This is a genomic window from Janthinobacterium leeuwenhoeki (assembly GCF_051380795.1).
Classification (GTDB): Bacteria; Pseudomonadota; Gammaproteobacteria; order Burkholderiales; family Burkholderiaceae_D; genus Janthinobacterium.
This window is the reverse complement of the sequence record NZ_JBNYXT010000016.1, coordinates 1-22,637: the sequence shown is the minus strand read 5'-3', so window position 1 is coordinate 22,637 and position 22,637 is coordinate 1. Positions and strand designations below refer to the sequence as shown.

The window sequence follows — 22,637 nt, the reverse complement described above, 5'->3', positions numbered from 1 at the left end:
CACAGAATGTATTCACTCGCGTTTTCGATTTTGTTTGTATCCGTCCTCGTTTTGACCCTGGCCGTGCGCTTCTGGCTCGCTTCGCGGCAGATTCGCCACGTGCTGGCCCACCGCGCCACTGTCCCGCCCGAATTTGCGGAAAAAATCCCGCTGGCCGCGCACCAGAAGGCGGCCGACTACACGGTGGCGAAGACCAAGTTCGGCTTGCTGACCCTGCTGATCAACTATGCCGTGCTGATCGGTTTCACTTTGCTGGGCGGCCTGCAATGGCTGGCGCTGCATCTGAATGAATGGATGGGGCCGGGCTCGCCCATGCTGTATCAGATCGGCCTGATCGCCGCCTTTGCCGCCATTTCCGGCCTGATCGACCTGCCCTTCGACTATTACCGCCAGTTCGTGCTGGAGCAGCGCTTCGGTTTCAACACCATGGCGCGCAAGCTGTTCTTCACGGACATGCTCAAGGGCGTGGGTCTGGGCGCGGCCATCGGCCTGCCGTTGATCTGGGTCGTGCTGACCCTGATGGCCAAGTCGGGCGACCTGTGGTGGCTGTACGCGTGGTTCGTCTGGAGCGGCTTCCAGTTGCTGATGATGGTGCTGTTTCCCACCGTCATTGCCCCGCTGTTCAACAAATTCACGCCGCTGGCCGACGAAGCGCTGAAAAGCCGCATCGAAGGCTTGATGCAGCGCGTCGGTTTCGCCTCGAAAGGCTTGTTCGTCATGGATGGCTCGAAGCGCAGCGCCCACGGCAATGCGTATTTCTCTGGCTTTGGCGCCAACAAGCGCATCGTTTTCTTCGACACCCTGCTGTCGCGCCTGGCGCCGCAGGAAATCGAAGCCGTGCTGGCGCATGAACTGGGCCATTTCAAGCTCAAGCACATCGTCAAGCGCATCGCCATGATGTTCGTCATCTCGCTGGGCTTTCTGGCACTGCTGGGCTTCCTGAAGACGCAGCCGTGGTTTTACGCAGGCCTGGGCGTCGACCCTGTCGCCCTGGCCCTGACGGGCCAGCCGACGGACGCGCTGGCCCTGCTGCTGTTCATGCTGGCGTTGCCGGTCTTCACTTTCCTGCTGGGACCGTTGACCTCGCTCAGCTCGCGCAAGCACGAATTCGAGGCCGATGCCTTTGCCGCCACGCACACGCAAGCGGACGACCTGGTCTCGGCGCTGGTGAAAATGTATGAAGACAATGCGTCGACCCTGACGCCCGACCCGCTGCACTCGGCCTTCTACGACTCGCACCCGCCGGCCAGCGTGCGCATCCGCCACCTGAAAGGGGCTGCCACATGAATACGCCATCGACTTCGCAAGAACTTGCCCAACTGTCCTGCACGCCGCGCCAGCAAGCGCTGGGCGATACGGACATCGCCGCCCTGCATGCTCTGCTGCCCCAATGGAAGCTGCAAAATGGCAAGCTGTGCCGCGACTTCGGCTTCAAGAATTACTACCAGACCCTGGCGTTCGTAAACGCCCTGGCCTATATGACCCATACGCAAGACCACCATCCGGAGCTCATCATTACTTACAAAACCTGCGCCGTGCGCTACGACACGCACTCGGTCAACCAGGGCGCCGGCGGCCTGTCCGAAAACGACTTCATCTGCGCCGCCAAAGCAGACCTCATCTACCAGAGCAGCCAGGTGACCCCATGAGCGAAGGCAAGTTGACGGGCGTCATCATCGCCGCCCACGGCCGCCATTACCTGGCCGACGTGGACGGTGCCAAGCTGCAATGCGTAACGCGCGGCAAGAAAACCAATGTGGCCGTGGGCGACATCGTGCACCTGACGCGCACGTCCAACGACCAGGCCGTCATCGACCGCATCGAGGAACGCAAGACCCTGCTGTACCGCTCGGACCAGTACAAATCGAAATTGCTGGCCGCCAACCTGACGCAGCTGTTCATCGTCGTGGCGACGGAACCGGGCTTTGCCGACGACCTGATCTCGCGCTCGCTGGTGGCGGCCGACGCGGCCGGCATCGAGGCGCGCATCATCCTCAACAAGACGGACGTGACCGCTTCGCTGGAGCGCGCCCGCGAACGCCTGCTGCCGTATTCCTCGATGGGCTATCCCGTCGATGAAGTGTCGGCGCGCGCCGAACCGGAGCACGCGGTGGCCACCCTGGCGCCGCTGCTGGCGGGCCAGTCGTCTATCCTGATCGGCCAGTCGGGCATGGGCAAATCGTCCCTGATCAACCTGCTGGTGCCGGATGCGGACATCGCCGTGCGCGAAATCTCGGCCGCGCTCGACACGGGCAAGCACACGACGACCTTTACGCGTCTGTACAAGCTCGACGAACTGGGCGCGAACAGCTCCATCATCGATTCGCCCGGCTTCCAGGAATTCGGCCTGTACCACCTGTCCGAGGGCATGCTGGAGCGGGCCTTCCGCGAATTCCAGCCCTACCTGGGCGGCTGCAAGTTCTATAACTGCCGCCACCTGATCGAGCCGCAGTGCGCCATCCTGCAAGCCTTGTCTGAAGGCAAGATTGCCAGGATGCGCCATACCCTGTACGGCCAGTTGCTGCACGAATCGGCGCAAACGCTGTATTAAACAATATCTCTCTCATTCAAATATAGCCCTGAAAAACACCCGGCAGGCGAAATTTAATTTCGCCGCCGAGCCCGCCATCCGACTTTAATCCCAAAACCATTCATCTGCCGTTTTATGCACTTCATCGCCTAAAACGTACATTCCATCGCCTGCCAGTGGCGACGGCCAGGCGCCTTTGCTAACTTGACACCAGTCCCTGCCGGAAACCCGCCAGCGACCACACGATCTAACGCTAACCCATCCTGTCATCCTGATCGAAGGTGAATGCCATGCATACCAAACGCTTACTCCCCCTCCTCGCCGCTATCTTCGCCCTTGCGGGCGGCACCGCCCATGCGCAAACGGCCATTGCAACGCAAACCACGGACAGCGTGCGCGTCATCTCTGGCACCTACTATCACGTCACGGCCCAGGAAGCCTTCGACCTCGAACAGCAATACCGCCTGTCGAATGGACAACGCCTGGAAGTCCACCAGCAGAACCAGCACTTCTTTGGCCGCCTGATCGATGACCGCGAATGGCAGGCACAGCCCAGCGTGGAAATCTACCCTACCGGCCCTGGCCAATTCATCACCAGGCAGGGCTCGACCTTCGTCTTCAGCAATGCAGGCGAGCATGTGGTGATCGACGACGCCCAGTTCCTGCCCGGCTTGCGCATGCCCGCCGACATGCGCAGCGCCAGCACCGCGGCTGGCAGCGGCAGCATCCGCCTCGTGTCGCGCTAAGGGCCGGACCCAGCACCGAACACCGGGGGCAATCGCCCCCGCCGGTGGCGCCATGCCGGATGAATAATTCTGACCGGCGCACTGAACAATTCCCCTGAATGCAGCTTACAATGCGAGGACACATGGCCTGTGCGGTCGCAGGCTGGCGCCACTGTTTGCAGGGAGAATGCTTGAATGGAAATGTTCGCGCTCGAACATGACGTAGCGCAGTGGGAAAGCGCATTACTGCCGTTGCGCGGCGCCGGGCGCGTACCGATGCTGCTGTTGCTGTCCTGGCATTTGCGCCAGCGTGATTGCATTAGAGCAATTCAGCTGAGCGAGGAGGCACAGATGCTGCTGCCACTGGCCGGCCTGGAAGCGGCAGCACTGGCGCAGGCGCAGGCGCGTTTGCAACTGGTGCAGGCGGAAGTGGCCTGGCTGCAAGGTGCGCTCGATGCGGCTGAAAGTCTGGCCATGGCGGCGCACGCCATCCTGTGCGCACACGGCGACGGCGCCGGCTGCGCCGATGCCCACTGGCTGCTGTCCTCGATTGCCGTCGACCGGGGCGACCATGCCCGCTGCGATGCCGAACTGCTGGCCGCTGCCGAACAAGCGCGCAGCGCCGGCGATGCGATGCGCGCCAGCCTGGCCGACGCGGCCACGGCGCGCTGGGCCGTATTGCGCGATGCGGCGGCCGCGCAGACGCGCTGGGGCAGCCGTTTCCAGGCCGACAGCGCCAGCGGCAAGCTGCCCGCGCCGCTGGCTGCCTGGGTGCATGACTTCCGCGGCTTGCTGGCACACACCTCGCGCGACCTGGGCACGGCCGCCGGACACTACATGCAAAGCTACGAGGCGGCGCTGGATAGCGGCCAGCTGCGCGGCGCGATCACGGCCGCCATCAATATCGGCGATTGTTTTTCCAGCCTCAACGACAACGAATCGGCCCTCGAATGGATGCAGTGCGCGCTGGATCTGGCGCGCCCCACCGGCTGGCCACGCAGCATCGGCGCCTGCCAGACGCATACGGCGGAAACCATGCGCAAGCTGGGCCGTCTGGCCGCGGCCGAAGACTTGCTGCGCCAGGCGCTGCTCATCCTGGCGCCCATGGCAGGCGCGCGCACCTATGCCAACGCCCTGTTCCACCTGGGCGAACTGAGCCTGGACAAGGGCGACTACGACACGGCGCTCGACGCCTTCAGCCGGCTGGCGCAGCGCGCCGAAGCGCTGGGCCAGGCCGATTTTCGCAGCATGGCCCAGCGCGGCAGCGCGCACGCGCTGTCCTACCTGGATCGCCCCGATGAAGCGCTGCAGGCGGCCGAACGGGCCTGCCAGCTGGCCACCGCGCAAGGCGACGCCATGCACCAGGCGGCGGCGCTGCGCGTCTTGGCCATGCTGCATGCGCGCCATGAGCTGCCGCCGCCCGCCGGCATGCTGGAACGCAATCCCGCCCTGCATTTCCTGCACCAGGCGCTGCAGGTGGCCGCCTCCATCGAAGGCTATTCGCCGCCCGGCGAGCTATTCGATGCGCTGGCGCGCGAATACGCGCATGCGGGCGACTATGCGCGCGCCTACGATATCGCCCTCGATGCGGGCATAGCGCGCGAAAAAAGCCACACCCAGCAGGCCAGCAACCGCGCCACCGCCATGCAGGTCTACCACCAGACGGAGCATGCACGCTCGGAAGGCTATCACCACCGCGAACTGGCCGCCTCCGAAGCGCGCCGCGCCGAAGTGCTGCAACAGACCAGCGACACCCTGGAACGGCTGTCGGCCATCGGCCAGGAAATCACCACCCATCTCGACGCCAGCGCCGTGTTCCAGGTGCTCGACCGCCACGTACATGCCTTGCTGCCAGTCAACACCTTCGCCGTCTACATGCTCGACGCGGCGGGCACGGCGCTGCGCCGCGCGCACGGCATGGAAGCGGGCCGGCCCCTGTCCGATAACGCCATTCCACTGAGCAATCCACGCGCCTACTCCGTGCGCTGCCTGCTGGGCCGGCGCGAAGTGTATATCGCCCAGGTACCGCCGCAGCGCCACGCCTACACGGTACCCGGCACCCTGCATAACCAGAGCGTGCTGTACGTGCCGCTGATGGTCGGCGAACGCGTGCTGGGCGTGATGACGGTGCAAGCTTGCCATGCCAACGCGTATGGCGAACGCGAGCGGCTGATCTTCCGCACCCTGTGCGCATATGGCGCCATCGCGCTCGACAACGCCAACGCCTACCGGCAACTGCAAGATGCCCAGGCGCAACTGGTATCGCAGGAAAAACTGGCCGCCCTAGGTTCCTTGATGGCTGGCGTGGCGCATGAACTGAATACCCCGATCGGCAACAGTTTATTAATCGCCAGCACCATGCAACAAAAGACGGAAGACCTGGAACGCCTGATGAACGGCCCCGGCCTGCGCCGCTCGGACCTGGCCGCCTTCATCGACGATGCGGGCAAGGCGTCGGCGCTGGTGATGCGCGGCCTGCGCAGCGCGGCCGACCTGGTCAACAGCTTCAAGCAGGTGGCCGTCGACCGCACCACCGAGCAGCGGCGCCAGTTTGACTTGCAACAAGTGGGCAATGAAATCATCGCCACCGTCATGAACCGCATCCGCAGCTCGGGCCACCGCATCGAAGTGGAGATAGCCTTCGGCATCGCCATGGACAGCTATCCCGGCCCGTTCGGTCAGGTGATCACCAATTTGATCAACAATGCCCTGCTGCACGCCTTCGCCCCCGTGCCCAACGATGGCGGCACCGGCACAGGCTGCATGCGCCTGTCCGCCACGATGGAGGCGGCGCGCGTGCAGATCGTCTTCGAGGACAATGGCGGCGGCATCGCCGAACAGCATCTGTCGCGCATCTTCGACCCCTTCTTTACCACCAAGCTGGGCCAGGGCGGCAGCGGCCTGGGATTGTCGATCAGCTACAACATCGTCACGGCCCTGCTGGGCGGCACCATCCAGGTGGTCAGCAGCCCCGCCGGCACGCGCTTTACCCTGGACTTGCCCCTGGTGGCGCCTCAGCTGGACGGCGCTGCGCCCGTCAGCATCTATTAATCCACCGCCCAGTTGCCCGGGCGCAGGCTTGCCTGGACAAGTACGCGCCCGGCCAGTCTTTCCAATCTAAAAGCAAAACCCTTATAATTGACTCGCTGAAGTACTTGCCATTGCATTATTTTTAACTTGGCAACCGCATCGACCCGCGCGACAAGCGTCGCGCTGGCACCGATCAACACAGCAGCGCGCCGGGCGAGGCAGTCATCAGACGAGATGTTGTACGCTGATGCAACCCGGCGGGAAAGGCACGCCGCCGGCGGCCTGCGCATCTTCAAGTGGTCATTATGTCGACAAAAAAAACGATCAAGCACTACCTCCAGTTCTCCGATTTCACGTTGGAAGAGTACGAATATGTGATCGAACGCGCCCATCTGATCAAGCGCAAGTTCAAGAACTACGAAATCTACCATCCCCTGATCGACCGCACCCTGGTGATGGTCTTTGAAAAGAACTCGACCCGCACGCGATTGTCGTTCGAAGCCGGCATGCACCAGCTGGGCGGCGCCGCCATCTACCTGAACACGCGCGACTCCCAGCTGGGCCGCGGCGAACCGGTGGAAGACGCGGGCCAGGTCATGTCGCGCATGTGCGACATCATCATGGTGCGTACCTTCGGCCAGGAAATCATCGAGCGTTTCGCCGCCAATTCGCGCGTGCCGGTGATCAATGGACTGACCAATGAACACCACCCGTGCCAGGTCTTTGCCGACATCTTCACCTACATCGAACACCGTGGCTCGATCGCCGGCAAGGTCGTCGCCTGGATCGGCGACGCCAACAACATGCTGTACTCGTGGCTGCAGGCGGCCGAAGTGTTCGGCTTCCACGTCAACGTGTCGACGCCCAAGGGCTACGACATCGACCTGTCGCAAGTCAAGACCGAGCGCTACACCTTCTTCGCTAATCCATCGGACGCCTGTGCAGGCGCGCACCTGGTCAATACGGACGTGTGGACCAGCATGGGCTACGAAGCGGAAAACGCGGCCCGTATTGCCGCCTTCGACGGCTGGATCGTCGATGGCGCGAAGATGGCCCGCGCCGCGCCAGACGCCCTGTTCATGCACTGCCTGCCCGCCCACCGCGGCGAAGAAGTGGCAGCCGAAGTGATCGACGGCCCGCAATCGGTGGTGTGGGACGAAGCGGAAAACCGTCTGCACGTGCAAAAAGCGCTGATTGAATACCTGTTACTGGGTAAAATCCAATAATTCGCCTGGAACTGCAGAACTCCCGGCAGCATCGCAACACATACATCGACAACGACAACTGGAAGCAATATGAGCGACATTAAAAAAGTAGTCCTGGCCTATTCAGGCGGACTCGACACCTCCGTCATCCTGAAGTGGCTGCAAGATAACTACCAGTGCGAAATCGTCACCTTCACGGCCGACCTGGGCCAGGGCGAAGAACTGGAACCGGCGCGCGCCAAGGCCATCAAGTTCGGCATCAAGCCGGAAAACATTCACATCGAAGACGTACGCGAAGAATTCGTGCGCGATTTCGTCTTCCCGATGTTCCGCGCCAACACCGTGTATGAAGGCGAATACCTGCTGGGCACCTCGATCGCCCGTCCTTTGATCGCCAAGCGCCTGATCGAAATCGCCAACGCCACCGGCGCCGACGCCATCTCGCACGGCGCGACCGGCAAGGGCAACGACCAGGTGCGTTTCGAACTGGGCGCCTACGCCCTGAAGCCAGGCGTGAAAATCATCGCGCCATGGCGCGAGTGGGATCTGCTGTCGCGCGAAAAACTGCTGAAGTACGCGGAAGACGCCGGCATCGACATCGACATGAAGCACAAGAACGGCGGCGCGCCGTACTCGATGGACGCCAACTTGCTGCACATCAGCTTTGAAGGCCGCCACCTGGAAAACCCGAGCGCCGAAGCGGAAGAGACCATGTGGCGCTGGACCGTCAGCCCTGAAAAGGCGCCGGACGAAGCCGAGTACCTGGACATCGAATACGAAAAAGGCGACATCGTCGCCATCAACGGCGTGCGCATGTCGCCCGCCACCGTGCTGGCCGAACTGAACAAGGTTGGCGGCAAGCATGGCGTGGGACGCCTGGATCTGGTGGAAAACCGCTACGTCGGCATGAAATCGCGCGGCTGCTATGAAACCCCGGGCGGCACCATCATGCTGAAAGCCCACCGCGCCATCGAATCGATCACCCTGGACCGCGAAGTGGCCCACCTGAAAGATGATCTGATGCCGCGCTACGCGTCGATGATCTACAACGGCTACTGGTGGGCGCCCGAGCGCGTTGCCCTGCAAACCCTGATCGATCATACGCAGGAAACCGTGAACGGCTGGGTACGCATCAAGCTGTACAAGGGCAATGTCATCGTCGTTTCGCGCGACTCGAAGACGGACTCGCTGTTCGACATGAACATCGCCACCTTCGACGAAGATGGCGGCGCGTACAACCAGGCCGATGCCGGCGGCTTCATCAAGCTGAACGCCTTGCGCATGCGCATCGCCGCCATCGCCCGCGAAAAGCGCGGCCAGAAGTAATGAGTCGCCGGGAGGCACTGCCTCCCGCGCCAGACCAAGCCGCCCACGGGCGGCTTTTTGACGTTTGAAACGCACTCGGCCGCGATTTGCGGCCCTGCGCGCGCAGATCGCCCCCATTTTGCCGTGCACGTGGCAAAATGCTACAGTGCAATTGTGCTGACCTTCCCGCTTCCGGAGCCCTCCCATGTTCAAAGACCTGAGTATCAAGAATAAACTGTACCTGGGCTTCGGCTCCATCGTGGCCATCATCCTGATTCTGCTGGGCATGGCCTATAACAGCTTTGCGCGCCTGTCGCAAGCCAATGCCTGGGACCGGCACACGATGGAAGTGCTAATCGAGATCGACAGAATCCACAATTCCATCCTGCAAATCCAGGTGGAAGTGCGCGGTTTCGTTCTCACCGGCAACGAAGCCTCGCTGACGCCAGAAACAGATGAACCGGAAGTGTTGAGCCAGCACCTACAAAAAGCCATCAGCATGACGTCCGATAACAAAGCACAGTCGGAACGCTTCCGCAAGATCGACCAACTGACCAGCGTCTGGGTCAAGGACTGGATCGCCCCGCTGATCGAGAAGCGCCGCACGCTGGGCAATGCGCCAGGCGCCACAGAAGAGGTGGCGCGCAGCATGCCGGCGACCGGCTACCCGGCCGTCAAGCAAGCGAAAAAGCTGCTTGAAGAAGTCGCAGCCGACGAAACCCGCTTGCTGGCCGAACGCACGGCTACCACGGCGAAATTGCAGGAAGCCATGCTGCTGACCCTGGCGCTGGGCGGCTTGCTGTGCGTGGTGCTGGCGCTGGCCATTTCCTACCTGCTGGCCCGTTCCATCCTCGGTCCGCTGAACAGCCTGACGGACGCCGTCGGGCGCATCGCCGGCGGCGAGCAACACGCGCGCGCCGCCATTCTCTCGCGCGACGAGCTGGGCAAGGTGGCAGAAGAGTTCAACCGCATGGCGCAAACTATCCAGGACAACCAGGCCACCGAGCTGGCCGCCACGAATAGCTTGCGCGCCAAGGTCGATTCGCTGCTGGAAGTGGTGTCGAAGGCGGCTTCGGGCGACCTGACGGGCAAGGTCGGCATCACGGGCAGCGACGCCATCGGCCAGCTGGGCAACGGCCTGGCGAAGATGTTCGAAAACCTGCGCAGCCTGCTCAACAATGTGCAAAAGGCCGGCATTCAGGTGACGACGTCCGCCACGGAAATCGCCGCCTCGGCACGCCAGCAGGAAGCCACGGGCATCGAGCAGGCGCAAACCAGCGTGGAAATTCTCAGCACCACCAAGGAAATCTCGGCCAATACGAGCCAGTTGCTGAAAACCATGGAAGACGCCACCGCCGTGGCCGACTACACGACGAATGCCACGGCCGAAGCGCAAAATAACCTCAAGCGCATGGATTCGACCATGCAGCACATGGTCTCGGCCACCGACTCCATCAACGCCAAGCTGGCGGCCCTGTCGGAAAAAGCCAGCAATATCAATAGCGTGCTGATCACTATCACCAAGGTAGCCGACCAGACCAACATCCTCTCGCTGAACGCCGCCATCGAGGCGGAAAAAGCGGGCGAGGCGGGCCGCGGCTTCTCCGTGGTGGCGACGGAAATCCGCCGCCTGGCCGACCAGACGTCTGTTTCCACCTGGGATATCGAGCAAATGCTCAAGGAAATGCAATCGGCCGTGTCCGCCAGCGTGATGGGCATGGATAAATTCTCTGAGGAAATTCGCCGCAGCGTGGGCGAAGTGCGGCAAGTGGCCGAGCAGCTGTCGTCCGTGATGGACCAGGTACAGAAACTTACGCCGCAATTCGATGCCGTGCTGCAAGGCATGCAGTCGCAGGCTATCGGCGCGTCACAGATTTCGGACACCATGATGCAGCTCAACGATGCTACGCAGCAGACGGTGGAGTCGCTGAAAGCCACCAGCGAGGCGGTGCACCAGCTGCAATATGCGGCAGGCGACCTGCAGTCGAGCGTGTCGACCTTCGCCGTCACCATCTGATCCCATGAAAGTGCTGCTCTTTCACATCGGACGCGACCGCTATGGCCTGCCCCTGGCCGGCATCGTGCGCGTCTTGCCGCTGCTGGAGCTGAAACAGTTGCCGCTCACGCCAGACTATGTGGCCGGGCTGATGGACTTGCACGGCGCGTCCGTGCCCGTGATCGACCTGTCGCGCCTGGCCGGGCTGCCGGCCGCCGCCGCGCAGTTCGACACGCGCATCGTCATCGTCGACTACCGCGCACCCGGCGGCGCCACGCATGCGCTGGGCTTGCTGGCCTCGCAGGTGCGCGGCATCGCCGACATCGATCCGCACAAGCTCGAGGATAGTGGCGTGGCGACGGCGCCCTTCCTGGGCCAGGTGGCCAGCGACGCCGACGGCATCGTGCAACTGGTCGAACTGGAGCAGCTGCTGCCGCCAGACGTGCGCGCGCTGCTGTTTCAAGATGCGGGCGCGGCATGACGGCCCAAACCCTGTTGCGCCGCGCGACCGGCTTGTCCGTCTCCAAATCCGTGGCCGAACGGGCCGTCGGCCAGCGCATGGAGCAAACGGGCTTTAGCGATAGTGCAGCCTATCTGCAGGCGCTCACGCCGGCCGAAATGACGCAGTTGATCGAACTGGTAGTGGTGCCCGAATCGTGGTTGTTCCGCGACCCGCAGGCGTTCTACGCCACCGTCGAACTGGTACAGGAACGCTGGGCACGGGGGCGCGCCACGCGCATCCTGTCGATCCCGTGCGCGGGCGGCGAGGAACCGTATTCGATGGCCATGGCGCTGCGCGATGGCGGCGTGCCGAAACAGGCGTTCAGCATCGACGCGTATGACCTGAGTCCCGGCTGCATCGAGCGGGCGCAGGCCGGCGTGTATGGCCGCAATGCCTTCCGCGCGCAGGACGTGGCCTTCCGCGAGCGCTATTTCACGCATGTGGCCAACGACGCCTACCGCATCATCGACGCCTTGCGCGAACAGGTGACCTTCAGGCAGGGCAATCTGCTGCAGTTCGATACGGCCACCTACAGCCGCCATTACGACGTCATCTTTTGCCGCAACCTGCTGATCTATTTTGACAAGCCGACCACGCGCACGGCCATCCAGAATCTGTCGGCACTGCTGGCCGACGACGGCATGCTGCTGGCCGGCTATGCGGAAGTGCCATCGTTCTGCCAGAACGGCTTTACGACGCTGCAGTTCCGCCAGGCCTTCGCCCTGAAAAAAGCAACGGCGGCGCCAGTCACCCCAGTGCAGGTGGCGCCGCTGCCGGCCTTGCGCACCTTGCGCAGCGTGCCGCCCGCGCCAAGGCGCGCTGCTGTGGCAGCCACCTCTTCCGCAGCTTCCGTCGCGCCGGCGGCCTTGCGCACGCGCCCCGTGTCCGTACCATCGTCGCCGCCGGCACCGGCCGCCCAAGCCGCGCAAGCCGATTTGCTGGCCGAGGCGCGTCTGCTGGCCGACCGTGGCCAGCTGCGCGAAGCCGGCGACAAATGCCACGCCCACCTGGCCAGAGTACCCGAGGCGGCGGAAGCATATTTCATACTCGGCATCATCAATGAACTGGCCGGCAAGATGGACCTGGCCGACGATTACTGGCGCCGCTGCATCTACCTGCAGCCGGACCATTACGAAGCGCTGTGCCACCTGTCCCTGCTGGCCGAACGCAATGGCAACCACACGGCCGCCGCCACGCTGAAGGCGCGCGCGGCGCGCATTTACCAGCGCCGCCAGGCGTCCAACTAAGGGGCAAGCATGACAAACCTCATCGCCACCGAGTCCCCCTCCAGCATCGACGACTGCTGGAACCATATCGGCGTGATCGGCGACCAGAGCTGCCCCAAGCTGCCTGCCAACGTGCATTGCCGCAATTGCGACGTGTATGCGGGCGCCGCCCAGCGCAACCTGCAGCGGCCCGTGGATGAACACTACCAGCGCGACTGGGCCAGCCACTTCCGCCAGATCGATGCGGGCGGCGAAGTGCGCGACAGCTCGGTGCTGGTGTTTCGCATCGGCCGCGAATGGCTGGCGCTGCCCACGCGCGTGTTCGACTCCGTGGCGCCGCAGGCCAAGCCACACGTGCTGCCGCATCGCAGCGGGCGCGGCCTGGCTGGCATCGTCAATATCGGCGGCAAGCTGTATCCGTGCATGTCGCTGGCCAGTTTGCTGGGCATCGACGAACAGGGCGCGCCGCCGGCCAAGGGCCGCCACACGTTCGCGCGCCTGCTGCTGATGCGCTGGGAAGAGCAGGCCTACGCCCTGCCTGTGGCCGACCTGCACGGCATCGTGCGCTATGCGGCGGGCGCCGTGCAAACGCCGGCGGCCACCATCAACAAGGGCCTGTCGCGCTTTCTGTCGGGCGTGATCACCGAGGGCGACATGCGCATCGGCTGCCTCGACACGGCGCTGATCGGCTTTCAACTTGCGAGACTATTACGATGAGCCAGGACCAGCACGGCGATCTGAGTGCCTTTTCCATGCTGGACCTGTTCCGCATGGAGGCGGACAGTCAGACCCAGATTCTCACCGATGGCTTGCTGGCCATGGAGCGCCATGCGGGCGACGCGGCTGCCGTCGAAGCGATGATGCGCGCGGCGCACTCGATCAAGGGCGCCGCCGCCATCGTCGGCCTGCAAGTGGTGGTGCAGCTTGCGCACGGCATGGAAGACAGCTTTGTCGCCGCCCAGCACGGCCGCTTGAAACTCACGCCCGAGCGGGTCGACGTGCTGCTGTCGGGCGTAGACCTGATCGTGCAGCTGTCGCGCCTGGACGACGCGGGCGCCGAAGCGTGGCTGGCCGCGAATGCGGCGCAGATCGAGCAGACCCTGAACGCCATCGCTGGCATCGCCGAGCTGCCCGAATTGCCCGCCCTCCCATCAGCGCCTGCGCCCGTGCCCTTGCCAACGCCGGCAGCGGACGAGGAGCTGGAGTCGGCAGCCGCGCCCGCGCCACGTGCCGGGGCACCCGCCAAGGCCCAGGCGCAAAATTTCGACAAACTGCTGTCGCTGGCCAGCGAATCGCGCATCAATGCGCACCAGATGCACCCATTCATCGGCGCGCTGCAGCGCTTCAAGCGCAACCAGAGCAGCCTGTTTTCCGCCATCGAGCACCTGCACGTCGCCATCGCCCGTTCGGGCGACGCAGGCCTGATGGAAAAATCCCTGCTGGCGCTGCAAAAGACGCAGCCCCTGAAGCAGTTCATGCTCGAGCACATCGCCGACATCGAAACCTATGAACGGCGCTTGCTGGCCGTCTCGCAAGGCATGGTCGACGAAGTGCTGGCCCTGCGCATGCGCCCCTTCCGCGACGGCATCCACGCGTTTCCCCGCATGGTGCGCGACCTGGCGCGCAGCCTGGGCAAGGAAGTACAGCTGGAGATCGAAGGCGAAGACACCCTGGTCGACCGCGACATCCTGGCGAAGATCGAAAGCCCGCTGAACCACATGCTGAGGAACGCCATCGACCATGGCATGGAAGGCGCGTACGAGCGCATCGACGCCGGCAAGGAGGCGCTGGGCACGATACGCATGGAAGCGCGCCACCGCGCCGGCATGCTGAGCATCGAGATCAGCGACGACGGGCGCGGCGTCGACCTGGAAAAAATTCGCCAGTCCGTCATCGAGCGCAAGATGGCCAGCCCCGCCATGGCCGCCGCGCTGTCGCCGGGCGAGCTGCTGGAGTTCTTGTTCCTGCCCGCCTTCAGCCTGAAAGCCACGCCCAATCAATTGTCCGGACGCGGCGTGGGCCTCGATATCGTGCACGAAACGATACGCCAGCAAAACGGCACGGTGCGCCTGGAATCGGAGCCGGGCCGGGGCTTTCGCGCCCTGATCACCCTGCCGCTGACGCAATCGATCGTGCGCGCGCTGGTGATCGACGTGCATGGCGAAGCCTACGCCATCCCCATCGTCAAGGTGGAAAGCGTGGTGCGCGTGCCGCAAGCAGACATCCATACACTGGAAAACAAGCAGTTCTTCGAACTCAAGGGCGAGCATCTGGGCCTGGTGTCGGCGGCGCAGGTGCTGGAGCTGGGCGAAGCGGCCAACCATGCCGAGGACTTGCCGGTGGTGGTGATCGGGCGCGGCAAGCAAAGCTATGCGCTGGTGGTCGACGCCATCCGCGGCGAGCAAAGCCTGGCGGTGCAGGCCATCGATCCGATTTTCGGCAAGATGCGCGACATTTCCGCCGCCGCCCTGCTGGACGATGGCGAGCCGGTGCTGATCCTCGACGTGCCCGACCTGCTACTGTCGATCGACAAGCTGCTGCACGAGGGTGGCCTGCACCAGCTGGCGCAGGCTGGCCACACGCAGCAGCGCCGCGCCAAGCGCATCCTCGTCGTTGACGATTCGCTGACGGTGCGCGAAATGGAGCGCAAGCTGCTGCTGGCGCGCGGCTTCGAAGTCGATGTGGCCATCGACGGCATCGACGGCTGGAACGTCGTGCGCAGCGGCGAATACGACCTGGTGATCACCGACGTGGACATGCCGCGCATGGATGGCATCGAACTGGTTGCACTGATCAAGAAGGATCTGCACCTGCACAAGCTGCCGGTGATGATCGTCTCGTACAAGGACCGCCCGGAAGACCGCGCGCGCGGCCTGTCCGCCGGCGCCGACTATTACCTGACCAAAGGCAGCTTCCACGACGAGACCTTGCTCGACGCGGTGGCCGACCTGATAGGAGATGCCCGCTTATGAGTTGTCATTCATGAAAATTGCCATTGCCAACGATGTCGCCATGGCCGCCGAGGCCCTGCGCCGCGTGGTGGCCAGCACGCAGGAACACCAGGTGCTATGGATCGCCCGCACCGGGCTCGAAGCGGTGCGCATGTGCGAGGGCAACCGTCCCGACCTGATCCTGATGGACCTGAACATGCCGGAGATGGATGGCGTGGAGGCGACGCGCCTGATCATGGAGCAGAGCCCGTGCGCCATCCTGGTGGTCACGGGGCGCCCGCAAGACAATGTCAACCAGGTCTTCCGCGCGCTGGGTGCCGGCGCGCTCGACGTCACTGCCACGCCCGTGCTTCAAGGGGAAGTGGGTGGCGACAGCGAATTGCTGGCCAAGATCAAGACCATTGGCAAGCTGATACGCCACAGCACCGAACCATCGCCGCCGCGCCAGATACAAGCCAGCGGCGAACGGGGCGACGGCCAGGTCAGCACCCTGGTGGCCATCGGCGCCTCGACAGGCGGACCGTCAGCGGTGGCCAAGGTGCTGTCCGGCTGGACGGCGCCGCCCGGCTGCGCCATCGTGGTAGTGCAGCATATCGATGAAACCTTCGCCTCGCACTTCGCCAAATGGCTCGATGACCAGCTCAGCATGCCCGTGCGCGTGATTGCCGAAGGCGACGAACTGGTACCTGGCACGGTACTGATCGCCAAGACCAATGATCACCTGCTGCTAGATCAAAATTATCGTTTGGGTTACGATGCAGCACCGCGCGAGTATGTTTACCGCCCGTCCGTCGATGTCTTCTTCAACTGCGTGGCGCAGCACTGGCGCGGTGACGCTATCGGCGTGTTGCTCACAGGCATGGGGCGCGACGGCGGCGAGGGCTTGCTGGCCATGCGCCGCGCCGGCAAGACGACCATCGCGCAAGACCAGGCCAGCAGCGCCGTGTATGGCATGCCGCGCGCGGCGGCCGAACTCGATGCGGCGCAGCACATCTTGCCATTGGATAGAATAGGCGCCAGCCTGCGCAGCCGCCTGGGTGCCAAACTCAACAATGGGTGGGAGCCCTCCCCTAACATCTGAAAAGAATGCAATGCCAGAATTTTCCTCCAGCCTCATCCAGCAAGAACCCGCATTGACGGAATTCAAGGTCAGCGTGCTGCTGGTGGACGACCAGCTGATCATTGCCGAGGCCGTGCGGCGCATGCTGAGCGACCAGCAGGATATCGAATTTCATTACGTGACCGACGCCACGCAGGCGCTGGACACGGCGCTGCGTTTGCAACCGACCGTCATCCTGCAAGACCTGGTAATGCCGGGCATCGACGGCTTCGCCTTGATCCAGCTGTACCGCGAAAACGCGGCGCTGGCGCATGTGCCGGTGATCGTCATGTCGGCCAAGGATGACCCGAAGCTGAAGGCGCACAGCTTTGCCGTCGGCGCCAACGATTACGTGGTGAAACTGCCGGACCGCCTGGAGCTGCTGGCGCGCATACGCTATCACTCGGCGGCCCACATCAGCCGCTTGCAGCGCGACCAGGCTTTTCATTTCCTGCGAGAAAGTCAAAAGAACCTGGCCGACGCGAATATCGAATTACAGAAACTGGCCGCCCTCGATGGCTTGACGGGCATCGCCAACCGCCGCCGCTTCGATGAAACCCTGCAATTCGAGTGGCAGCGGGGCCAGCGCGACAAAACACCGCTGAGCTTGCTGTTCTGCGATATCGACCATTTCAAAAGCTATAACGATCACTTTGGCCACTTGGCAGGCGACCTGTGCCTGAAAAAAGTCGCCGCCGTGCTGACGGAACATTTGAAACGCCCGGCCGACCTGGCCGCCCGCTACGGCGGCGAAGAATTCGCCCTGATCCTGCCAGAAACGAACCCGGCCGGCGCACTGCTGATCGCCGAAGCGTGCCGGCGCCATCTGGAAGGCTTGCAGATCGAGAACCCGGCGGCAAGCACGGGCATCGTCACCATCTCGATCGGCGTGGCCACCATCGTACCGTCGCCAGACTCGACGGTTGAGCAACTGATCAACCACGCCGACCAGGCCCTGTACGCGGCCAAGCGAGGCGGACGCAACAGCGTGCTGAGCGCCGAAGACGTCCAGGACTGATTTTTAACAGCAAGGAAAGTGAAGCATGAGCACACAACTGGACAATGTCAGCGTCGTCAAGAAATCGAATATTTACTTTGACGGCAAATGCGTCTCGCACAACGTCATCCTGGCCGATGGCACGAAGAAAAGCGTGGGCGTGATTTTCCCGTCATCCCTGCGCTTCAACACGGGCGCGCCGGAAACGATGGAAATCGTCAGTGGCCTGTGCAAGGTACGCCTGGCCGACGCGACAGAATGGAACAGCTATGCTGCGGGGACGCAATTCAAGGTGCCGGGGAATAGCTATTTTGACATTGAAACCATCGAGACACTGGATTATGTCTGCCACTTCGGCTAATTAAACAAACACAGGCTCGGGCGACAGGCGCACGCCATATTTCGCCTCGACATCGTCCTGTATCGCTGTCGCCAGCCGGGTAATGTCCGCGCCACGAGCGCCGCCATTGTTCACCAGAACCAGCGCCTGCTTGGGATACACTCCCGCGGGCCCCAGGTTTTTCCCCTTCCAGCCACACTGATCGATCAGCCAGCCGGCTGCCAGCTTTTCCGTGCCATCAGGCTGCGCATGGTGCACCAAGGTAGGAAAACGTTCCAGCAAGGCAAGACATTGCTCTCGTGACACCACCGGATTCTTGAAGAAGCTGCCCGCATTGCCGATCACGGCAGGGTCCGGCAATTTTCTCCGGCGGATCGCCATCACCGTCTCGGCCACCTGTTGCGGCGTCGGTTCGGCAAGATTGCGCTCGGCCACGGCCTGCGCCAGTTCCGCATAGCGCAAGTTCGGCTGCCACTCGGCGGGCAAGGCAAACGTCACTTCCAGCACGATCAGTTCGCGTCCATCCGCCTGCTTGAAGATGCTGTCGCGGTAGGCGAAGCGGCAAGCGTCGCGGTCCATGTCGAAGACGATGCCGCTGGCGCTGTGCATGACGCTCACGCTATGCAGATAGTCCTTGATTTCGACACCATACGCGCCAATATTCTGGATAGGCGCCGCGCCCACCGTGCCTGGGATCAGGGACAGGTTTTCCAGCCCGCCCACGCCTTGCGCCAGGGTCCATTGCACGAAGTCGTGCCAGTTTTCGCCGGCCGCGGCCGTGACGAGTATCGTCTCGAAATCCGCCTGCGCCAGGCGCATGCCGCGCGTGGCCATGTGCAGCACGGCGCCGGGAAAGTCGCCTGTGAGCACGATGTTGCTGCCGCCGCCCAGTATCAAACGCGGCATGGCAGACAAGGCCGGATCTTGCAACGCGGCATGCAATTCGGCCTGCGAAGTGATGCGTACGTAGGCGGCCGCGTTGGCCGTGATGCCGAAGGTATTCAGGCGCTGGAGGGAGTAATTGTGTTCGATGGTGAGCTCTGCAGACATGGGATAGCGATTATTTTGCTCGATTATAGAGTGAAACCGACAAAAAACCAGCGCAAGACAAGGGCAGGCCGTCCGTTGTCCGTTAAAATGTCGCATCTTTAACGGGGCTGTGCCATTTTGCAAAGAATGCGCGCGCCCGGCGCGCTACCAGCGCGCTCGCTCTAACACGAAAGGAACAGACCATGCCGTCATTTGATGTAGTCTCCGAAGCCGATATGATCGAAGTCAAGAATGCAGTCGAGCAATCCAACAAGGAAATCACGACCCGTTTCGACTTCAAGGGCAGCGACGCTCGCGTCGAGCACAAGGAAAACGAATTGACCGCGTTTGCGGACTCGGAATTCCAGCTCAGCCAGGTACGCGACGTGCTGACCAACAAATTGACCAAACGCAAGGTCGATGTGCGCTTCCTCGACGAAGGCGACATCAAGAAGATCGGCGGCGACAAGGTCAAGCAGATCATCAAGATCAAGAATGGCATCGAATCAGATGATGCGAAGAAAATCGTGCGCGTCATCAAGGACAGCAAGATGAAGGTGCAAGCGAGCATTCAGGGCGAAGCCGTGCGCGTCACGGGCGCCAAGCGCGACGACCTGCAGGCGGCCATGGCCATGCTGCGCAAGGACGTGCCCGATATGCCGCTGGAATTTAACAATTTCCGCGATTAATGTCGATGATGCGCACGCTCCGGCCTGCGCTTGCACCGGCATGGCGGCAAGCTGCCTCGGGGCGCCTGCCCGCTTGGGGTAGAATTGAAGCTGCGCACAGCTACATGCGCCCGCGCGCCTGACCGGCGGCGGGCTTGACCGTACATCTGGCTCAGTGATAACCACGGTAGTCTAAGGATAGCAATGAAACGTGTTGATGATTTCCGCCTGCGATTTGGCAAAAAAGAATATGTGCCCATCATGATAGGCGGAATGGGTGTGGATATTTCCACGTCGGAGCTGGCCCTGGAAGCGGCCCGGCTGAACGGTATCGGGCATATCTCCGATGCCATGGTGGAAGACGTGTCGGATCGCCGTTTCGACACCACCTTCGTCAAAGACAAGACGAAACTGTACAAATTCAACATCAATAACAGCGACAAGGCCGTGGTGCAGTTCGACCTTGGCCGCCTGGCGGAAGCGCAGCGCCTGCATATCGGTCGCACCATGGAAGCGAAAAAAGGCGATGGTTTGATCTTCGTCAATTGCATGGAAAAGCTGACCATGAACGGCCCGCGCGAAACCTTGCGCGTGCGCCTGAATGCGGCGCTGGACGCCGGCATCGACGGCATCACCCTGTCGGCCGGTTTGCACTTCGGCTCGTTCGCCTTGATGGCCGACCATCCGCGTTTCCGTGATGCCAAGCTGGGCATCATCGTCTCGTCCGTGCGCGCCCTGCAGATCTTCCTGCGCAAGAACGCCAAGCTGGACCGTTTGCCCGACTTCATCATCGTCGAGGGCCCATTGGCCGGAGGCCACCTGGGTTTCGGCATGGACTGGGCCAATTACGACCTGCATACGATCACGGCGGAACTGCTGGCTTACCTGAAAACCGAACAGTTGGACATCCCGCTGATCGCCGCTGGCGGCATCTTCACGGGCAGCGACGCCGTTTCCTTCCTGGAAGCGGGCGCGGCTGGCGTGCAAGTGGCGACGCGCTTTACCGTCACCGAGGAATGCGGCTTGCCAAACAAGGTCAAGCAGGAATACTACAAGGCCTCGGAAGAAGACATCATCGTCAATGGCGTCTCGCCGACGGGCTACCCGATGCGCATGCTGAAGAACACGCCCGCCATCGGCGCCGGCATCCGTCCAGGCTGCGAATCGTATGGCTACCTGCTCGACGCGACGGGCAACTGCGCGTACATCAACTCGTACAACCGCGAAGTAGCTGCCCATCCGGAACAAAAAACCGTCGTCGTGATGGACAAGACTTGCCTGTGCACCCACATGCGCAACTTCAACTGCTGGACCTGCGGCCATTACACGTATCGCCTGAAGGACACCACGCATAAGCTCGACAACGGCGAATACCAGATCCTGACGGCTGAACATGTCTTCAAGGACTACCAGTTCAGCGTCGACAACCAGATCGCCCTGCCAGAAAAAGAAGTCCAGGGCTGAACTCTCTCAGCCTGAACTGAAAATGGCGCAACCTGTGTAGGCTGCGCCATTTTTTTATGCGGGGAGCATGTGCCGCAATGCCAGTTCCATGGCATCAAATTGCGGCCGCCGCAATACCTCTTCCTGCAGGCAAGCATCCATCAGGCCCTTTAGGCTGGGCAAGGGCGTCGCACAATGCGCGATCAACTCGCCCAGCAGCACGCCAAAGGCGCGCGCCTCTATGCCCTGCAACAAGTGCCCTTGCGGCGAACCGGGTGCAAACATCGACGCGGCGCCAAAGTCGCCCAGCAGGCAGGCGCCAGCGTCCGCATGCAAGATATTGTGCGCATACAGGTCGCCATGCACGATGCCGTGCGCATGCAACTGGCATACGGCCGAGGCGATGCCATGGGCAATGGCCAGCGCTTGCGGAGGGTCAAAGCGCGTGCCATCGGCATATACGTCGCGCGTGCACGATTCCAGGCTGGGCGGGCTCGCCAGGTTGCGGAAGGCCACGTCGATGAGCGGCATGACGAGTCCCAGCGCCCCTTGCGGATGCGCATCGAGCGTCCCGAGGATGGGAATCAGGCCCGGATGGGCGCCAGCGCTGACGCAGGCAGCCATTTCGCTGCGCGGCAAGCCGTCGCTGGTCATCGCCCCCTTGAACACTTTGACGGCGACATCATCCACGCCATCGAGGCGGGCACGGTAAATCACGCCCGATGCGCCCTCGCCCAGCTGCTGCGCCAATACCAGGCGCTGCCATGCCACACCCACCGCAGCGGTAGCAGCCAGGGCCGCCAGCTCCCGCGCTTGCGTGTAGTGATTGCCCGCATACGCGAGCCAGCTCAGGCGTGGCAAGGACAGCAGGCAGTCAGGCAGCGCCGTAAAACGGTTGGCGGCGATGCGCACCAGTTCCAGCCGGTGGCAGTTCGCCAGAGAAGCTGGCAAGCTGTCGAGGCAATTTCCTGCCAGCATGAGCTTCTGCAACGCACTGCACTTGCCCAATTCGTCCGGCAAGGCCTCGATGGCATTGTCGGTCAGGGTCAGCCAGCGCAGCCTGGGCGGCAAGGCGGCGGCCGGTACATGGCAGATCCGGTTCGCCTTGAAAGCGATCATTTCCAGCGCAGGACAGGAACCGAGCACGGCCGGCAAGGCAGTAAACAGGTTATCCGAACAAAAAATGATGCGCAGCTTGTGCAGGCGCGGCAAATCATCGGGCAGGGACGAAAGTCCATTGCCCGAGAGGTCGAGGATTTCCAGGCTGTCGGCCAGGTCGAAGATTTCTCGGGGGAATTCGGTCAAGCCGCAGGACAGCTTCAGGCGGCGCAGGCCGGCCAGTTGGCCAGCGCGTAATTGCTCCAGTGTATGCACAGCAGACAAGATATCCCTTTCAAAAATCCGGCAATCGCTGGTGCAGTTAAAACCAGCGGACGTAAAAAAACCCCCACCGGATCACCGATGGGGGTTTTTTCGAATAACAAGCCTGACGATAACCTACTTTCACACTGGTTGCAGCACTATCATCGGCGCAAAGTTGTTTCACGGTCCTGTTCGGGATGGGAAGGGGTGGGACCAACTTGCTATGGTC

General features: G+C 62.6%; 19 protein-coding genes and 1 rRNA gene. 17 read left to right on the top strand and 3 right to left on the bottom strand.

All coding sequences use genetic code 11. The annotated features are described in order from the left end of the window. The first annotated feature begins 6 nt into the window (after positions 1-6). From ACQ4WS_RS14300 to ppnP, 15 genes are all read left to right on the top strand, one after another. Complete coding sequence (locus tag ACQ4WS_RS14300; protein ID WP_436477242.1) at positions 7-1,287, top strand: M48 family metallopeptidase; 1,281 nt, start codon at positions 7-9, stop codon at positions 1,285-1,287. Then, entirely contained in the window at positions 1,284-1,649 is a 366-nt protein-coding gene (locus ACQ4WS_RS14295) for a 4a-hydroxytetrahydrobiopterin dehydratase (protein WP_436477240.1), read from the top strand. The genes ACQ4WS_RS14300 and ACQ4WS_RS14295 overlap by 4 nt, the downstream gene beginning before the upstream one ends. Beyond that, entirely contained in the window at positions 1,646-2,551 is a 906-nt protein-coding gene (rsgA, locus tag ACQ4WS_RS14290; RefSeq protein WP_436477238.1) for a ribosome small subunit-dependent GTPase A, read from the top strand. Before ACQ4WS_RS14295 ends, rsgA begins: the two co-directional genes overlap by 4 nt. 269 nt (positions 2,552-2,820) lie before the next feature. After that, positions 2,821-3,276, top strand: a complete 456-nt coding sequence (locus tag ACQ4WS_RS14285) for a hypothetical protein (protein WP_436477236.1) — start codon at positions 2,821-2,823, stop codon at positions 3,274-3,276. Between the two features lie 180 nt (positions 3,277-3,456). Then, the gene (locus tag ACQ4WS_RS14280; RefSeq protein ID WP_436477234.1) at positions 3,457-6,306 is read left to right on the top strand and encodes an ATP-binding protein; all 2,850 of its coding nucleotides are present in this window, start codon (positions 3,457-3,459) and stop codon (positions 6,304-6,306) included. A 284-nt stretch (positions 6,307-6,590) separates the two neighbouring features. Continuing rightward, positions 6,591-7,511, top strand: a complete 921-nt coding sequence (argF, locus tag ACQ4WS_RS14275; RefSeq protein WP_436477232.1) for an ornithine carbamoyltransferase — start codon at positions 6,591-6,593, stop codon at positions 7,509-7,511. 69 nt (positions 7,512-7,580) lie between these two features. Continuing rightward, positions 7,581-8,816 carry an argininosuccinate synthase gene (locus ACQ4WS_RS14270; protein ID WP_100876093.1) on the top strand — a complete coding sequence of 412 codons (1,236 nt, stop codon included), beginning with the start codon at positions 7,581-7,583 and terminating at the stop codon, positions 8,814-8,816. Between the two features lie 184 nt (positions 8,817-9,000). Continuing rightward, positions 9,001-10,812, top strand: coding sequence for a methyl-accepting chemotaxis protein (locus ACQ4WS_RS14265; protein WP_436477230.1), 1,812 nt, complete (start codon positions 9,001-9,003; stop codon positions 10,810-10,812). Positions 10,813-10,816: 4 nt separating this feature from the next. Then, positions 10,817-11,272 carry a chemotaxis protein CheW gene (locus ACQ4WS_RS14260; protein WP_436477229.1) on the top strand — a complete coding sequence of 152 codons (456 nt, stop codon included), beginning with the start codon at positions 10,817-10,819 and terminating at the stop codon, positions 11,270-11,272. Next, positions 11,269-12,540 carry a CheR family methyltransferase gene (locus ACQ4WS_RS14255; RefSeq protein ID WP_436477227.1) on the top strand — a complete coding sequence of 424 codons (1,272 nt, stop codon included), beginning with the start codon at positions 11,269-11,271 and terminating at the stop codon, positions 12,538-12,540. Before ACQ4WS_RS14260 ends, ACQ4WS_RS14255 begins: the two co-directional genes overlap by 4 nt. A gap of 9 nt (positions 12,541-12,549) precedes the next feature. Beyond that, positions 12,550-13,236 carry a chemotaxis protein CheW gene (locus tag ACQ4WS_RS14250; protein WP_436477225.1) on the top strand — a complete coding sequence of 229 codons (687 nt, stop codon included), beginning with the start codon at positions 12,550-12,552 and terminating at the stop codon, positions 13,234-13,236. Continuing rightward, positions 13,233-15,491 carry a hybrid sensor histidine kinase/response regulator gene (locus tag ACQ4WS_RS14245; RefSeq protein ID WP_436477223.1) on the top strand — a complete coding sequence of 753 codons (2,259 nt, stop codon included), beginning with the start codon at positions 13,233-13,235 and terminating at the stop codon, positions 15,489-15,491. The genes ACQ4WS_RS14250 and ACQ4WS_RS14245 overlap by 4 nt, the downstream gene beginning before the upstream one ends. A gap of 10 nt (positions 15,492-15,501) precedes the next feature. Next, entirely contained in the window at positions 15,502-16,551 is a 1,050-nt protein-coding gene (gene cheB, locus ACQ4WS_RS14240) for a chemotaxis-specific protein-glutamate methyltransferase CheB (RefSeq protein WP_436477221.1), read from the top strand. A gap of 10 nt (positions 16,552-16,561) precedes the next feature. Beyond that, positions 16,562-17,587 (top strand): GGDEF domain-containing response regulator, encoded by a 1,026-nt coding sequence (locus ACQ4WS_RS14235; RefSeq protein ID WP_436477219.1) that lies wholly within the window; start codon positions 16,562-16,564, stop codon positions 17,585-17,587. A gap of 25 nt (positions 17,588-17,612) precedes the next feature. Then, positions 17,613-17,927 carry a pyrimidine/purine nucleoside phosphorylase gene (gene ppnP, locus ACQ4WS_RS14230; RefSeq protein ID WP_436477217.1) on the top strand — a complete coding sequence of 105 codons (315 nt, stop codon included), beginning with the start codon at positions 17,613-17,615 and terminating at the stop codon, positions 17,925-17,927. Here the strand turns inward: ppnP and murB are convergent, their stop codons facing one another. Next, complete coding sequence (gene murB / locus ACQ4WS_RS14225; RefSeq protein ID WP_436477215.1) at positions 17,928-18,956, bottom strand: UDP-N-acetylmuramate dehydrogenase; 1,029 nt, start codon at positions 18,954-18,956, stop codon at positions 17,928-17,930. Between the two features lie 182 nt (positions 18,957-19,138). Here murB and ACQ4WS_RS14220 point away from each other — a divergent pair, with 182 nt between their 5' ends. After that, positions 19,139-19,624: a YajQ family cyclic di-GMP-binding protein gene (locus tag ACQ4WS_RS14220; RefSeq protein WP_034759416.1), complete on the top strand. Its 486-nt coding sequence runs from the start codon at positions 19,139-19,141 to the stop codon at positions 19,622-19,624. Positions 19,625-19,807: 183 nt separating this feature from the next. Next, positions 19,808-21,067, top strand: coding sequence for a nitronate monooxygenase (locus ACQ4WS_RS14215; protein ID WP_101480233.1), 1,260 nt, complete (start codon positions 19,808-19,810; stop codon positions 21,065-21,067). 54 nt (positions 21,068-21,121) lie between these two features. On the opposite strand, the gene ACQ4WS_RS14210 is transcribed toward ACQ4WS_RS14215, so the two are convergent. Beyond that, positions 21,122-22,420, bottom strand: a complete 1,299-nt coding sequence (locus tag ACQ4WS_RS14210; protein WP_436477373.1) for a leucine-rich repeat-containing protein kinase family protein — start codon at positions 22,418-22,420, stop codon at positions 21,122-21,124. Between the two features lie 110 nt (positions 22,421-22,530). Next, positions 22,531-22,637, bottom strand: a 5S ribosomal RNA gene (gene rrf / locus ACQ4WS_RS14205); the annotation flags it as partial.